Below are 14,449 nucleotides of genomic sequence, written 5' to 3' on the forward strand. Positions count from 1 at the left end.
GTGAGGGAACTCGGTTGGACTAACTACAATCATAAAGAACAGATAACCCACCCGGAGTCACCCATCATGCGTCTCAAATATGCTGTCGCAACCCTTGCTGTGCTTTCCCTCCCTGTCGGTTCAGCCATGGCCGACAGTTTCTGGCGCAATGTCATCTCGTCGGGCGCCACTACCGGCTCGACGTACCTGACATTCAAAGACCACAAACTGGTGGTCGCTGCACAAGACGATGCAGGCAGCTTTGTCGCCAGCGACGGTGGCATCCGTGGCCCATACCTGGAAGCCGCGATGCAGAAAGTCCGCGCCGACAACCCTGGCCTACAGGCCACGGACATGGAGTTGGCCAACGCCATCCTTGCGAAAAACGCAGTTACCGAGTGATTCGTGCTCGATAAAAAATGCCGCTGTTAACCAGCGGCATTTTTTTGTCTTCCATTCCTACAGTCAATCTCGCCGGGGCACTACACAAGCACTCCTGCTTTCACAGCCCAATACAGCAAAGTCCTGTCGAGCCTCATCCGGGTGGGGAACAAGCTAAGGATTCCTTTTTAGATAAAGCGAATCACTGCCCATGCACAAGATTGCCTATGCACTGCTACTGTCTGCATTTTCCACCAGCTACGCCCAGGCAGAAAGCTGGTACGGATCAGTCAAATTCAACAGCGCTCGCCAGAACCTCGCCAGTTCGCTGCTCACCAGCCCTCGCGTGACAGAACGGGTGGACGCCCCGGACAGCAGCAAGTCTGTCGTGGCCTCGTTCGCCGCGGGCTATGCCTTCGACAGTGGCTGGCGTCTGGAAGGGGAATACACGATGCCGAACAACTCGACATTCAAGTCCTACTGGGCCCCCTTTAATGCCAACGTCAACAGCCTGCATGTCCAGAGCCAACGCTTGATGCTCAATGGCTACAAAGACATCTCGATCAACCCATGGTTGTCGTTCTACGGGATGGCCGGGGTGGGCGTCGCACGCGTTGAAGCCGAAGGCTATCAAACCAATGTGACCCGTCGTTTCGCCAATAACCGCCAGCATAACTTCGCCTACAGCCTAGGCATGGGGCTGGAAGCCAAGGTCACTGACCAGATCACACTGGGCACTGGTTACCGTTACATCGCAATGGGCGATGTTGAAACCGGCTACAACACCTTTGCGAACCGTGTGAACGCCCGGGATGAACAACTCAAAGGCAAGCTCAAGGAGCAGAATGTGTTTCTGGAAGCCCGCTACTCTTTTTGAAGCCTGCACAGAATGCCGCTTTTGAAGCGGCATTTTTAACCCGACGGTGACGATTCATTCACGCAGGACAGGCTATATTCAGTCGGACCGTGCAACTATGCCGGCACTGACCGATTCTTTACTCATCACCCCTTTGAAACGGATGCCTTCGTCGTCATGAGCCAACAGCCCTTTCTGCCGTTCTCCAAACCCATCATCGATGAAGCCACCATCTCGGCGGTTGGCGATGTACTGCGCTCGGGCTGGATCACCAGCGGGCCGAAAGTGCAGGCGTTCGAAGCACAGCTGTCGGAATATTTTGGCGGCCGGCCGGTGCGCACATTCAACTCGGGCACCTGCACCATGGAGATCGCGCTGCGCATCGCCGGGATCGGCGCGGGCGATGAAGTCATCACCACGCCAATCTCATGGGTCGCCACCGCCAACGTAATTCTGGAAGTGGGCGCCACGCCGGTATTTGCCGACATCGACCCGGTTACCCGCAACCTCGACCTGGCCCAGGTAGAAGCCGCGATCACGCCACGTACCAAGGCAATCATCCCGGTGTACCTGGCCGGCCTGCCCCTGGACATGCCGATGCTTTACGCACTGGCCAACAAGTACAACCTGCGCGTCATCGAAGATGCCGCCCAGGCCCTGGGCTCCAGCTGGGATGGCGAGCGCATCGGCGCCACTGGTGACTTCGTATCGTTCAGCTTCCAGGCGAATAAGAATGTCACCTGTTCCGAAGGTGGCTGCCTGGTATTGAACAATGCCGACGAAGCCCGCCTGGCAGAGAAGTATCGCCTGCAAGGCGTAACACGCACCGGTTTCGACGGCCTGGACGTGGACGTACTCGGCGGCAAGTTCAACATGACCGACATCGCCGCTACCATCGGCCTGGGCCAGTTTGCCCACATCGAAGAGATCACTGCCCACCGCCAGAACCTGGCGCGGCACTACTTCAAATGCTTCGGCAGCGACTTCGAAGAGAAATACGGTGCACAGCTGCCGCCGGCGGATTTTGAGAACAGCAACTGGCACCTGTTCCAACTGGTGCTGCCGGAACGCCAGGACGGCCTGCCCGCTCGCGCCACCTTCATGGAGCAGATGCAGGCCCGCGGCGTCGGCATCGGCTATCACTACCCGCCTATCCACCTGTTGAGCCTTTATCGGGCACAGGGGTTCAAGGAAGGCATGTTCCCGGTCGCGGAAAAGGTGGGGCGTTTGATCGTGTCGTTGCCGATGTTCACGGCGATGACGCAAGCGGATGTGGAGCGGTCGGTGGAGGCGGTAAAAGCCGTACTCAAACCCTGAGTAAACGCCAATCTGGGAGGGGCTTGCCCCCTCCCAGCTCTTTACCCGTGCTTACTCGCCGATGGCGGCTTTGTAGCCGGCAGCATCCAGCAGTTTTTCCAGGTCAGCCGGGTTGCTTGGCTTGAGCTTGAAAATCCAGGCGCCGTACGGGTCGGAGTTCAACAGCTCAGGGCTCCCACTCAACTCTTCGTTGACGGCAATCACTTCGCCAGCAACGGGCGCATAAATATCCGAAGCCGCCTTCACCGACTCAACCACACCGGCCTGGCCTTCAGCCTCGAACTGCGCGCCGACTTCCGCCAGCTCAACAAACACCACATCACCCAACGCTTCCTGGGCATGGTCGGAGATACCGACGGTCACAGTGCCGTCAGCTTCCAGACGGGCCCATTCATGACTCTCGGCAAAACGCAGGTCGGCCGGGATATTGCTCATAGTCTGTGTCCTCAAGAAGTAGTGTCAGCGGCCTTTGGCCTGCCGGAAATAGGTTAGATCAAGGTTTTACCATGGCGCACGAAGGTCGGCTTGACCACTCGAACCGGATACCACTTGCCGCGGATTTCCACTTCGGCACGATCAGCTGTCGCCGTCGGTACACGTGCCAGGGCAATGGATTTGCTCAGCGTAGGAGAGAAACTACCACTGGTGATCTCCCCTTCGCCAACATTGGCGATACGAACTACTTGGTGAGCGCGTAAAACACCTCGTTCTTCCAGCACCAACCCGACCAATTTGAATTGCACACCGGCCGCCAACTCGGCTTCCAGCGCGGTACGGCCGATGAAATTGCGCTCGGCCGGTTCCCAGGCAATGCTCCAGGCCATGTTGGCCGCAAGCGGCGAAACATCCTGGTGAATATCCTGGCCATACAGGTTCATGCCCGCTTCAAGGCGCAAGGTATCGCGGGCGCCGAGGCCAATGGGAGAAATGCCCGCGCCCACCAGGTCGTTGAAAAAGCCCGGGGCCTGTTCGGCGGGCAGCACGATTTCCAAACCGTCCTCGCCGGTATAACCGGTGCGTGCGATAAACCAGTCGCCATCGGCCAGGCCTTCAAACGGCTTGAGCTGATGAATCAGGGCGCCGCGGGACTGGGTGACCAACTCGGCGATCTTCTGCCGGGCATGGGGGCCCTGAATGGCGAGCATGGCCAACTCGGACCGCTCGTGCAGTTGCACCCCATAGTCACCCCGTTGCGCCTGCATCCAGGCGATGTCCTGGTCGCGGGTTGCGGCGTTGACCACCAGCCGGTAGCCGCTCTCGGTGCGGTAGACGATCATGTCGTCCACCACGCCGCCCTTTTCGTTGAGCATGGCGCTGTACAACGCACGGCCGCAGCCATGCAAGCGCTCGACATCATTGGCCAGCAGGTGCTGCAGCCATTCCTTGGCCTGGGGGCCGGTGACATCGATCACGGTCATATGAGATACATCGAACACCCCGCAGTCGCGTCGCACCTGATGGTGTTCTTCGACTTGCGAACCATAGTGCAGAGGCATATCCCAACCGCCAAAATCGACCATTTTCGCGCCGAGGGCGAGATGCAGGTCATACAGAGGCGTACGCTGTCCCATGGGTTTCTCCTTCCGGGCTTGGCGAAGGTGCGCAGCGTTGCCGTACGTGCTGAACGCCTTGATTTACAAGGCCGGCAACCACCTACAGCAACCCGGCCAGAAAGGCGGAGCGCACCGAATGCCGCGCATTGTAGCTGCAAGCCGTAGGACTGGCACCTAGCCGATTTGCCGAGCAGAGCGCCGGATCAGCCCGATCACCGGCAACAGGCCGACCAACACCAGCGTCAGGGCCGGCAACGACGCCCGCGCCCACTCGCCTTCGCTGGTCATTTCAAAGATCCGAACGGCCAGAGTGTCCCAGCCGAACGGACGCATCAGCAGGGTCGCGGGCATTTCCTTGAGCACATCGACGAACACCAGCAACGCCGCACTCAACGTCCCCGGTAGCAGCAACGGCAGATACACTTTGCAAAACAGTCGTGGCCCGCTCACGCCAAGACTGCGCGCCGCTTCCGGCAACGAGGGTCGGATTCGCGCCAGGCTGTTTTCCAGCGGCCCGTAGGCGACCGCCAAAAAGCGCACCAGATACGCCAGCACCAGCGCCGACAGGCTGCCCAGCAGCAACGGCTTGCCCGCACCGCCCAGCCAGCCCGACAACGGCACCACCAGCTCACGGTCCAGGTAGCTGAACGCCAACATGATCGACACCGCCAGCACCGAGCCCGGCAAGGCGTAGCCGACGTTGGCCAGGCTGATGCCGGAGCGAATCGCCCGGGTAGGCGCCAGCCGGTTGGCGAACGCCAGCACCAGCGCCACACTGACGGTCATCAGCGCAGCGATACCGCCCAGGTAGAGCGTATGCACGATCAGGCCCGAATAACGCTCATCCCAGTCGAAGCGACCGCGCTGCCAGAACCAGGCGACCAGTTGCAGCATCGGGATGACAAACGCGCAGGCAAACACCAACCCACACCAACTGCTGGCTGCCGCCGCCTTGAGCCCACGCAGGTGATACAGCGCCTTGCCCCGTGGCCGCTCGTTGCTCGGCCGGCTGGCGCCCCGGGCACGGCGCTCGCCGTACAGCACCAGCATCACCACCAACAGCAACAGGCTGGCCAGTTGCGCCGCACTCGACAGGCTGAAAAAACCGTACCAGGTCTTGTAGATGGCGGTGGTAAAGGTATCGAAGTTGAACACCGAGACCGCGCCGAAATCCGCCAGCGTTTCCATCAGCGCCAACGCCACGCCGGCACCAATCGCCGGCCGCGCCATGGGCAACGCCACGCGCCAGAACGCTTGCCACGGTGACTGCCCCAACACCCGCGCCGCTTCCATCAGGCCCTTGCCCTGGGCGAGGAACGCGGTGCGCGCCAGTAGATAGACATAGGGATAGAACACCAGCACCAATACGGTGATCACGCCGCTGGTGGAACGCACGCGTGGAAGGCGCAGGCCGGTGCCGAACCACTCGCGCAGCAGGGTTTGCACCGGCCCGGAAAAATCCAGCAGGCCGACAAACACAAACGCCAGTACATAGGCCGGAATGGCGAAGGGCAGCATCAGCGCCCAATCCAGCCAGCGCCGCCCGGGGAATTCGCACAGGCTGGTCAGCCAGGCCAGGCTGACCCCAAGCAGGGTCACACCGACGCCGACGCCCAGCACCAGAGTCAGGGTGTTGCCCAGCAGGCGCGGCATCTGGGTTTCCCAGAGGTGGGACCAGATCTGCACATCGATACTCTGCCACGACAGCAACAGCACGCTCAGCGGCAGCAGCACCAGGGCGGCGACGGTGAAAACCGGCAGGTACCAGCGGCGTTGGGCGGGGTGGGCCAAGGAAAAGCTCTCGGAATAATGAAGAATTTGAAGTCGCCGCTAACCAATGTGGGAGCTGGCTTGCCTGCGATAGCATCACCTCGGTATCACTGATACACCGAGGTGATGCTATCGCAGGCAAGCCAGCTCCCACACAAACCAGCTCTCACATTCAGGACTGCGGTGCCTGGCAGATTGTACTTAGTTCCAGCCAGCGCGATCCATCAGGCGGATCGCCTCGGCCTGACGCTTGCCCGCCACTTCCACCGGCAAGGTGTCCGCCACGAACTTGCCCCAGGTCGCCACTTCCGCCGACGGCGGCACTGCCGGGTTGGCCGGGAATTCCTGGTTCACGTCGGCGAAGATCTTCTGCGCCTCAGGCGTGGTCATCCACTCGACCAAGGCCTTGGCGGCTTCCGGGTGCGGCGCGTGCTTGGTCAGGCCGATGCCCGACAGGTTCACATGCACGCCGCGGTCGCCCTGGTTCGGCCAGAACAGCTTCACCGCCAGCTTCGGGTTCTGCTTGTGCAGGCGCCCGTAGTAATAGGTGTTGACGATGCCCACGTCGCATTGCCCGGCGTTGATCGCTTCGAGTACGGCGATGTCATCGGAGAACACGTCGGTGGACAGGTTGTTGACCCAACCCTTGACGATTTCTTCGGTCTTGGCCGCGCCATGGGTTTCGATCAGGGTGGCGGTCAGCGACTGGTTGTAGACCTTCTTCGCGGTGCGCAGGCACAGGCGGCCTTCCCACTGCTTGTCGGCCAGGGCTTCGTAGGTAGTCAGGTCACCCGGTTTCACCCGGTCAGTGGAATAGGCGATGGTACGGGCACGCAGGCTCAGGCCAGTCCAGGCGTGGGTGGAGGAGCGATACTGCAGGGGGATGTTCTTGTCGATCACCGGCGAGGTGAACGGTTGCAGGATGCCCATTTGCTCGGCCTGCCAGAGGTTGCCGGCATCGACGGTCAGCAGCAGGTCGGCGGTGGCGTTTTCGCCCTCGGCCTTGATGCGCTGCATCAGCGGGGCTTCCTTGTCGGTGATGAACTTCACCTGCACACCGGTCTTCTGGGTGTAGGCGTCGAACACCGGCTTGATCAGTTCGTCGATGCGCGAGGAGTAGACCACCACTTCGTCGGCTGCCTGCACGATGGTGCTGCCGATCAGGGTGAGTGCCAGGGCAGTCAGGAGGCGCTTGGGTGCCAACATGGGTGCGGTCTCTCATTTGCAAAAAGAGCGCAAATGATAAGGACTCACATTTGCCGGCGCTTGCTGGAGGCGTTACCAGATGTTGCATGAGTAGGATTTATAGTGGGGCTGACGGCCTCTTCGCAGGCAAGCCAGCTCCCACAGGGGACCGCGTTTCAAGCTCAGGGCTTTGCCAAATCAGGCAGATCGCCAGTCAGGCCCAAGGCTTGGCGCACGAACACCGCCTTGGCTTCGGGCATCTGGTCGACCATCTTCAGCCCGGCATTGCGCAACCAGCGCAGCGGCAGTTGGTCGGCCTGGAACAACCGCTCGAAGCCCTCCATCGCGGCCATCAACGCCAGGTTGTGCGGCATGCGTCGGCGCTCGTAGCGGCTCAGCACTTTTACATCCGCCAGGCGTTCGCCGCGCTCGGTGGCGGACAACAGCACTTCGGCCAGCGTCGCCGCATCGAGAAAGCCCAGGTTCACGCCCTGCCCCGCCAACGGGTGAATCACGTGGGCTGCGTCGCCGATCAACGCCAGGCCTTCGGCCACGTAGCGTTTGGCGTGGCGCTGGCGCAGCGGCACGCAGACACGCGGGTCGGCGCTGATCACCGTGCCCAGGCGGCCTTCAAAGGCGCGCTCCAATTCACGGCAGAAGCCTTCATCGTCCAGCGCCATCAGGCGCTCGGACTCCGTCGGCGTGGTCGACCAGACGATCGAACACCAGTCCTCCTGCCCATCGCGTACCAGGGGCAAAAACGCCAGCGGCCCGGTGTCGGTGAAACGTTGCCACGCCGTGCGCTGGTGCGGTTGGCTGCTGCGCACGCTGGTGACGATGGCGTTATGCAGGTAATCCCATTCGCGGGTCGCGGTGCCGGTCAGGCGGCGCACGGCGGAGTTGGCGCCGTCGGCCGCCACCACCAGCGGCGCGCGCAACTTGCGACCATCGGCCAGGGTCAGCAGCCAGTCATCGCCGGAGCGGCGCATCTGTTCCAGGCGCGCATTGGCCAGCAGGCCCAGGTCGCAGTCGTGCAGGCGCTCAAGCAAGGCATCCTGGACCACACGGTTTTCGACGATATGCCCAAGCACCTCGGCATGCACGCTGGCCGCCGAGAAGTGGATCTGCCCGGTGCCGCTGCCGTCCCACACCTGCATCTCGCCGTAAGGGCTGGCGCGGCGCTCGACGATGCCGTCCCACACGCCCAGGCGCTCGAGGATGCGTTGGCTGGCGGCCGACAAGGCGCTCACGCGGGGTTCGAACGCCGCGTCGTGAGCGAACGGCTTGACGCTCAGCGGGCTGCCGTCGAGCAGCAACACCTGCAAGCCACTGCCCTGCAACGCCAGCGCCAGGGCGCTTCCGACCATTCCGGCCCCGACAATCAGCACATCTGCGCGCATGTCCATGGTTTAAGCCTGTCTCGCTGGCGGCTTGCGCCGCACGTAAAGGGTTTTGTCGACGCGCGCCACCAGGGTGCCGGCGCCGTCATGAATCTGTACCTTGAGGTGAGGCAAGTACTTCTCGCCACCCTCGGTCTGCCGGCGGATTTCATCGAGCAACGTATCGTCGATGGAAAACTCGGCAAACACCGGGCCTTTGCCCGGCGAGATGAAATCGATACTCGCGGCCTTGTCCCAGACGATGTAGTCGCGGCCCAGGTTCTCCATGAGCATCAACATGTAGAAGGGATCGACCATCGAATACAGGCTGCCGCCGAACTGCGTGCCGACATAGTTGCGGTTGTACCAGCCCAGGCCCATGCGCACTTTGACGTGGCGAAAGTCGGCGCTCATCTGCTGCACGCTGACGCCCGCCCCCAGGTACGGCGGGTACAGGGTCATGATCCAGCGCAACAAGCGCGCCTTGCCCAGGAGCTCAATCAACCACTTACGCATCGGGACGCGTGCCCAGGCCCATGGCCTGACGGGCGAACCAGCGTTTGGCCGGCGGTAGCAGGTCGAGACCGAGCAGGCCCATGTTGCGGCCCAGGGCGACCAGCGGCTGGGCGCTGCCAAACAGGCGCGTGACCTGGTCGGAGAAGCCCACAGTAAGTTTCTGGTCCAGGCGCTGGCGCTCGCGGTAGCCTTGCAACGTCGCCAGGTCGCCCGGCACCTCAGGCCCGGCCAGCAAGGCTTCGGCCAAGGCATGGGCATCCCGCAGGGACAGGTTGAAGCCCTGGCCGGCAATCGGGTGCAGGCTGTGGGCGGCGTTGCCGAGGATCGCCAGGTGGGAGCGCACTTGTTCCTCGGCTTCCACCAGGGTCAACGGATACAGGTGACGTGCGCCAACTTGCTTGAGGGTGCCCAGGCGGTAGCCGAACACGCCCTGCAATTCACTGAGGAAGCTGCGCTCATCGAGGTTCGCCAGGCGCTGGGCGTCCATGCCGATGCGCGTCCACACCAGCGCGCAACGGTTGTCCGGCAGCGGCAGCAAGGCCATCGGGCCTTCATCGGTGAAACGCTCGAAGGCTTCGCCGTTGTGGGCTTCGCTCGGGGTGATGTTGGCGATCAGCGCGCTCTGGTTGTACGGCCGGGTTTTCACGCCGATGCCCAGTTGCTCGCGCAGGCCGGAACGGCCGCCGTCGGCCAGCACGGCGAGGTCGCATTCCAGCACGGTTTCATCGTTGAGGGTCAGGCGATAGCCGTCGGGCAGTGGTTCCATGCGCGTGACTTCAGCCGGGCAGCGCCAGCTGACCACGTCTTTATCCAAACCTTGCCACAGGCATTGGCCGAGCCAGGCGTTTTCGACGACGTAACCCAGGGCTGGCACGCCCTCTTCCATGGCAGACAGGCGCGCCGTGGAAAAACGCCCCCGGTCCGACACGTGAATCTGCTTGATCGGCTCGGCGCGACGGGAAATGTCCTGCCACAGGCCCAGGCGCTGATAAATCTGCCGGGCGCCGTAGGACAACGCCGACGAGCGCGCATCGTAGCTCGGCTGGTAGCTGTCGCCCGGTGCGAACGGCTCGATCATCACGATCTTCCAGCCACGCGCCTTGGCCCCGGCCTGCAACGCCAGGGCCAGACTGGCGCCCACCAGGCCACCGCCGATGATCGCGAGGTTGACCCGGCTCATCGGGCAGCCGCCATCAGCGCTTCGATCTCGGCGACGGTCTTGGGCACGCCGCCGGTCAGGATTTCACAGCCTTGCTTGGTCACTACCACGTCGTCCTCGATGCGCACGCCAATGCCACGCCATTTCTTTGCCACATTCTGGTTGTCCGGCGAGATGTAGATCCCCGGCTCCACGGTCAATGCCATGCCCACCTCCAGCACGCGCCATTCACCGCCCACCTTGTACTCGCCCACATCATGCACATCCATGCCCAGCCAGTGGCCGGCGCGGTGCATGTAGAAGGCTTTGTAGGCTTCGCTGGCGATCAACTCGTCGACGTCGCCCTGCAACAAGCCCAGCTTGACCAGCCCGGCGGTGATGACTTGCACCGTCGCCTCGTGGGCCTGGTTCCAATGTTTGTTGGGGGCGATCTGGGCAAAGGCGGCTTCCTGGGAGGCCAGCACAATCTCGTAGACCGCCTTTTGCTCGGGCGAAAACCTGCCGTTGACCGGCCAGGTGCGGGTGATGTCGCTGGCGTAGCAGTCGATCTCGCAACCGGCGTCGATCAGCACCAGATCGCCGTCCTTGAGCACGGCGTCATTCTGCTGGTAATGCAGGATGCAGCTGTTGCGCCCGGCGGCGACGATGGAGCCATAGGCCGGCATCTTTGCGCCGCCCTTGCGGAATTCGTAGTCCAGTTCGGCTTCCAGGCTGAACTCGTGCAAACCGGCGCGGCTGGCCTGCATCGCCCGTACGTGGGCCGCGCAGGAAATCCGTGCCGCCTCGCGCATCACCTTCACTTCCGCCGCCGATTTATACAGGCGCATGTCGTGGAGCAGATGATCCAGCGCAACAAATTCGTTCGGCGGCTGGGCGCCGAGGTGCGCTTTAGAGCGGATCACGTTGATCCACTCCATCAGGTGGCGGTCGAATTCGGCATTGCTGCCCATGGCCGAATACACCCGGTCGCGGCCTTCGATCAGGCCGGGCAGGATGTCGTCGATGTCGGTGATGGGGAACGCGTCGTCGGCGCCAAAGTCGCGGATCGCGCCTTCGGTGCCGGCGCGCAGGCCGTCCCACAATTCGCGTTCGGCGTTGCGTTCGCGGCAGAACAGCACGTACTCGCCATGCAGGCGACCGGGCATCAGCACGATCACCGCCTGGGGTTCGGGGAAACCGCTCAGGTACTGGAAGTCGCTGTCCTGGCGGTAGACATGCTCGACATCACGGTTGCGGATCGCCACGGCGGCGGCCGGCAGGATCGCGATGCTGTTGGGTTCCATCTGCGCCATGAGCGCCTTGCGACGCCGGGTGTATTCCGCTCTGGGGATATGAATCATGGGCAGATGGGCTTCCTTGCTTAGTGCAGCGACGGCTTGGGTGCGGCAGGTTCTGCGGACTTCTTGGTCTCGGTGAACAGCAGCAGCGGCGCGACGCGCAGGTACTCCATGACTTCCATGTAGTCGCCTTCGCCGTCTTCGGACTCTTCCAGGGCGTCTTGTACCTGGGAGATGGCCGCAAGGTCCTGCAACACTTCCTTGGCGTCGGTGCTCAGTTCCAGGCCGCCGGCGTTCACGCCGAAACCGTGGAGGAAGCCCTGGCACCATTGGCCCAGTGCGGCGGCGCGTTCGGTGAGCGGTGCGTCGTCGGTCGGCAGCAGCAGGACCACGGTGACGTCGTCACCGGTCAGCTCGCCCTTGACCATTTCCTGCAGGCCGATCAGCGCGTTGCGCACGTTGTCGGTCGGCTCGGTCTCCAGCAGTTCGGCCACATCGGCCAGCCAGTTGTCGGCATCAAAGCCTACGCCGGTGCAGCTGCGGCCCAGCAACACGCCGTGCAATTCGGCAGGCGAGCATGGGTGACCGCTGGCGCTCAGCAGTTTGGAAAAAGCATCGTACGGGGAGTTCTGAATGGGCATGGTGAGCTAGGCGCCAGACGGCGCAATGTCTAGAATGAAGCGCTGTATCCTAGCACCGGCAGACGTACCAAGACTATCAAGGGCGTCAGATCGTTTATCCTGCAGTTGCCATTCATCAGACAAATCCAGTGGAACCCAATGGAAGACACCGACCTGCAAGCGCTGATGGCCAGACTCGAGTTGCTAATTGATCGGGTTGAGCAACTTAAGAGTCAAAACGGACTCCTACTAGCTCAGGAAAAAACCTGGCGCGAGGAACGCGCTCACCTCATTGAAAAAAACGAAATCGCCCGGCGTAAGGTCGAATCGATGATTTCGCGCCTGAAGGCCCTGGAGCAAGACTCATGAGTTCAAGCAATAGCGTCACCGTGCAGATCCTGGATAAAGAATATTCGATCATCTGTCCCCAGGAAGAGCGCAACAACCTGGTGAGCGCCGCCCGCTACCTGGATGGCAAGATGCGTGAAATCCGCAGCAGCGGCAAAGTCATCGGCGCCGACCGTATCGCCGTGATGGCCGCGCTGAACATCACTCACGATCTGCTGCACAAGCAGGAGCGCCCTGACGTGCAGGCCAGCGGCTCGACGCGCGAGCAGGTGCGCGACCTGCTGGAACGTGTGGATCTGGTGCTGTCCAGCGATTCAGACACACCCAAGGGCTGATTGCCGCGACTGTTTAAGGTATACTCGCCCCACTCCCTGGCGTGTTTGCCAGTCGGCGATGTCCCTGAGCCGATTCGCACTACCCTGGAAGTTGCACGTTGGGCTGGTGTGCATGTCCGCTAGACGGAAAGCCTTAAAGCCTACTGCTTCTTCCACCTTGAACTTTCGGGTTCAAGGGCTAAGTCGACAGCGGCTCTGTCGGGGAGCCTGAATTCCCAAACTCAATGCCAGTCTTCGGACTGGCATTGTTTTATGAGCCGAAAACCATGACCGAACCTGCGCCGCTTTCCCGTCCGCAACTTCGACGCATGTTGCGCAAGGCCCGCCGCGAGCTCAGCCCGAGCCAGCAGCGCAAGGCCGCCCACGGCCTCTATCGGCAACTGGCACAGCAGCCGCTGTTTCGCCGGGCCAAACACATTTCCCTGTATCTACCGACGGACGGCGAAATCGACCCGCGCCTGTTGCTGCGTGCCGCCCAGCGCCGGGGCAAGGCCACTTACCTGCCGGTGCTCAGCGCGTGGCCACGCACCAAGATGGTGTTCCAGCGCGTGCGGCCTGGGGAAAAGCTAAAGCCCAATCGCTTCCGTATCCTCGAACCACGGGTCAACATCGGCCAACAGCGCAAGGTCTGGGCGCTGGACCTGGTGTTGTTGCCGTTGGTCGGTTTCGATGAGGCGGGTGGCCGCCTGGGCATGGGCGGCGGCTTCTACGACCGCAGCCTCGCTTACCTCGCGCGCCGCCAGAGCTGGCGCAAGCCGACGTTGCTGGGCCTGGCCCATGAATGCCAGAAGGTCGAGAAGTTGACGCAGGCGAGCTGGGATGTGCCATTGGCTGGCACCGTCACGGATAGGCAGTGGTATATCGCGCAGACGCCGCAGTAAAAAAAGCGGCGTCTGGAAGAAGGGTCAACGCTTGAAAGGTTGCGGCTGTTGCTGAGTCAATTCAACGGGAGCATCGGTCTTGTTCGACCACAAGCTTTGGGCATACCCGGTGGTCACGACGCCCAGACCAAACAAAATAACCAAAATCCATAGTAAATCCGGCTTACGTTGCATCGATTGCCCCCCTTCAGGCACCTCGTACACGATGACAACAACGTTCCTCAGGAGTCCGTTGCGGCGCTGTCAAGCTTAAAAGCGGGCATTCTGCGGTAACGTGAACCAACACGCAAACCTTGACGCCAACCGACTGTCGGTTTGTCATGCAATTGCCCGACAACTTGCCCAATCCCATTTTGAGGAGCGCAAAAATGGCCTACTGGCTGATGAAATCCGAGCCCGATGAACTCTCCATCAAGGGCCTGGAAAAGCTCGGCGAAGCTCGCTGGGATGGGGTCCGCAACTACCAGGCGCGCAATTTTCTGCGCGCCATGGCCGAGGGCGACGAGTTTTTCTTCTACCATTCCAGTTGCCCGGAGCCAGGGATTGCCGGCATCGGAAAAATCATCAAGGCAGCCTACCCGGACCCCACAGCCCTGGAGCCGCAAAGCCACTACTTCGACGCCAAGGCCACCCCGGACAAAAATCCGTGGAGCGCGATCGACGTCGCCCACGTCAAGACATTCCCCAAGGTGCTGGGCCTGGGCTACCTGAAGCAGCAAACCGCCCTCGCCGAGTTGCCGCTGGTGCAAAAAGGCAGCCGACTGTCGGTGATGCCGGTGACCGCCGAACAATGGGCGGCGGTGCTCGCCCTGGGTTAAACACCCAGAACCCGGCAGTCACGCGCCAGACGCATGCATCTGCACGCCGGGCGGGTTAGGCTTGTGCTTCATTTG

At 61.9% G+C, this 14,449-nt stretch carries 17 protein-coding genes and 1 other RNA gene; 8 read left to right on the forward strand and 10 right to left on the reverse strand.

Annotation, left to right across the window (positions count from 1 at the left end; all coding sequences use genetic code 11):
• The first annotated feature begins 66 nt into the window (after positions 1-66).
• The 3 genes from IB241_RS07990 (at position 67) to IB241_RS08000 (ending at position 2,533) form a co-directional block, all read left to right on the forward strand.
• Positions 67-381 (forward strand): DUF2388 domain-containing protein, encoded by a 315-nt coding sequence (locus IB241_RS07990; RefSeq protein WP_003176799.1) that lies wholly within the window; start codon positions 67-69, stop codon positions 379-381.
• Positions 382-571: 190 nt separating this feature from the next.
• On the forward strand, positions 572-1,237 hold the full coding sequence (locus IB241_RS07995) for an outer membrane protein (protein ID WP_192297915.1): 666 nt from the start codon (positions 572-574) through the stop codon (positions 1,235-1,237).
• 156 nt (positions 1,238-1,393) lie between these two features.
• Positions 1,394-2,533 carry a DegT/DnrJ/EryC1/StrS family aminotransferase gene (locus IB241_RS08000; RefSeq protein WP_192297916.1) on the forward strand — a complete coding sequence of 380 codons (1,140 nt, stop codon included), beginning with the start codon at positions 1,394-1,396 and terminating at the stop codon, positions 2,531-2,533.
• Between the two features lie 51 nt (positions 2,534-2,584).
• Here IB241_RS08000 and gcvH read toward each other — a convergent pair whose 3' ends face one another.
• The 9 genes from gcvH to IB241_RS08045 all read right to left on the reverse strand — a co-directional run bounded on the left by gcvH (position 2,585) and on the right by IB241_RS08045 (position 12,013).
• Positions 2,585-2,968, reverse strand: coding sequence for a glycine cleavage system protein GcvH (gene gcvH, locus IB241_RS08005; RefSeq protein WP_192297917.1), 384 nt, complete (start codon positions 2,966-2,968; stop codon positions 2,585-2,587).
• 53 nt (positions 2,969-3,021) lie between these two features.
• Positions 3,022-4,104 (reverse strand): glycine cleavage system aminomethyltransferase GcvT, encoded by a 1,083-nt coding sequence (gene gcvT, locus IB241_RS08010; protein WP_192297918.1) that lies wholly within the window; start codon positions 4,102-4,104, stop codon positions 3,022-3,024.
• Between the two features lie 156 nt (positions 4,105-4,260).
• Positions 4,261-5,877, reverse strand: coding sequence for an ABC transporter permease (locus tag IB241_RS08015; protein WP_192297919.1), 1,617 nt, complete (start codon positions 5,875-5,877; stop codon positions 4,261-4,263).
• Between the two features lie 180 nt (positions 5,878-6,057).
• On the reverse strand, positions 6,058-7,062 hold the full coding sequence (locus IB241_RS08020; RefSeq protein ID WP_192297920.1) for an extracellular solute-binding protein: 1,005 nt from the start codon (positions 7,060-7,062) through the stop codon (positions 6,058-6,060).
• Between the two features lie 161 nt (positions 7,063-7,223).
• The gene (locus IB241_RS08025; protein WP_192298239.1) at positions 7,224-8,441 is read right to left on the reverse strand and encodes a 2-octaprenyl-3-methyl-6-methoxy-1,4-benzoquinol hydroxylase; all 1,218 of its coding nucleotides are present in this window, start codon (positions 8,439-8,441) and stop codon (positions 7,224-7,226) included.
• Positions 8,442-8,450: 9 nt separating this feature from the next.
• Positions 8,451-8,936 carry a DUF4442 domain-containing protein gene (locus IB241_RS08030; RefSeq protein ID WP_192297921.1) on the reverse strand — a complete coding sequence of 162 codons (486 nt, stop codon included), beginning with the start codon at positions 8,934-8,936 and terminating at the stop codon, positions 8,451-8,453.
• The gene (gene ubiH, locus IB241_RS08035; protein WP_192297922.1) at positions 8,929-10,116 is read right to left on the reverse strand and encodes a 2-octaprenyl-6-methoxyphenyl hydroxylase; all 1,188 of its coding nucleotides are present in this window, start codon (positions 10,114-10,116) and stop codon (positions 8,929-8,931) included. Before ubiH ends, IB241_RS08030 begins: the two co-directional genes overlap by 8 nt.
• Positions 10,113-11,435, reverse strand: coding sequence for a Xaa-Pro aminopeptidase (gene pepP, locus IB241_RS08040; RefSeq protein WP_192297923.1), 1,323 nt, complete (start codon positions 11,433-11,435; stop codon positions 10,113-10,115). The genes ubiH and pepP overlap by 4 nt, the downstream gene beginning before the upstream one ends.
• 20 nt (positions 11,436-11,455) lie before the next feature.
• On the reverse strand, positions 11,456-12,013 hold the full coding sequence (locus tag IB241_RS08045) for a YecA family protein (protein ID WP_058426458.1): 558 nt from the start codon (positions 12,011-12,013) through the stop codon (positions 11,456-11,458).
• Between the two features lie 138 nt (positions 12,014-12,151).
• Here IB241_RS08045 and IB241_RS08050 point away from each other — a divergent pair, with 138 nt between their 5' ends.
• The 4 genes from IB241_RS08050 (at position 12,152) to IB241_RS08065 (ending at position 13,556) form a co-directional block, all read left to right on the forward strand.
• Positions 12,152-12,361 (forward strand): TIGR02449 family protein, encoded by a 210-nt coding sequence (locus IB241_RS08050; protein WP_003177365.1) that lies wholly within the window; start codon positions 12,152-12,154, stop codon positions 12,359-12,361.
• A complete protein-coding gene (locus IB241_RS08055; RefSeq protein ID WP_159937738.1) occupies positions 12,358-12,675 on the forward strand; it encodes a cell division protein ZapA in 318 nt (105 codons plus the stop codon). Before IB241_RS08050 ends, IB241_RS08055 begins: the two co-directional genes overlap by 4 nt.
• A 30-nt stretch (positions 12,676-12,705) precedes the next feature.
• A non-coding RNA gene (gene ssrS / locus IB241_RS08060) (6S RNA) lies at positions 12,706-12,884 on the forward strand.
• Between the two features lie 57 nt (positions 12,885-12,941).
• Positions 12,942-13,556: a 5-formyltetrahydrofolate cyclo-ligase gene (locus IB241_RS08065; protein ID WP_192297924.1), complete on the forward strand. Its 615-nt coding sequence runs from the start codon at positions 12,942-12,944 to the stop codon at positions 13,554-13,556.
• Between the two features lie 24 nt (positions 13,557-13,580).
• Here IB241_RS08065 and IB241_RS08070 read toward each other — a convergent pair whose 3' ends face one another.
• The gene (locus IB241_RS08070) at positions 13,581-13,730 is read right to left on the reverse strand and encodes a hypothetical protein (RefSeq protein ID WP_092355790.1); all 150 of its coding nucleotides are present in this window, start codon (positions 13,728-13,730) and stop codon (positions 13,581-13,583) included.
• A gap of 194 nt (positions 13,731-13,924) precedes the next feature.
• Here IB241_RS08070 and IB241_RS08075 point away from each other — a divergent pair, with 194 nt between their 5' ends.
• Complete coding sequence (locus IB241_RS08075) at positions 13,925-14,374, forward strand: EVE domain-containing protein (protein ID WP_192297925.1); 450 nt, start codon at positions 13,925-13,927, stop codon at positions 14,372-14,374.
• The last annotated feature ends 75 nt before the right edge of the window (positions 14,375-14,449 follow it).

Source organism: Pseudomonas sp. PDM05 (assembly GCF_014851685.1).
Classification (GTDB): Bacteria; Pseudomonadota; Gammaproteobacteria; order Pseudomonadales; family Pseudomonadaceae; genus Aquipseudomonas.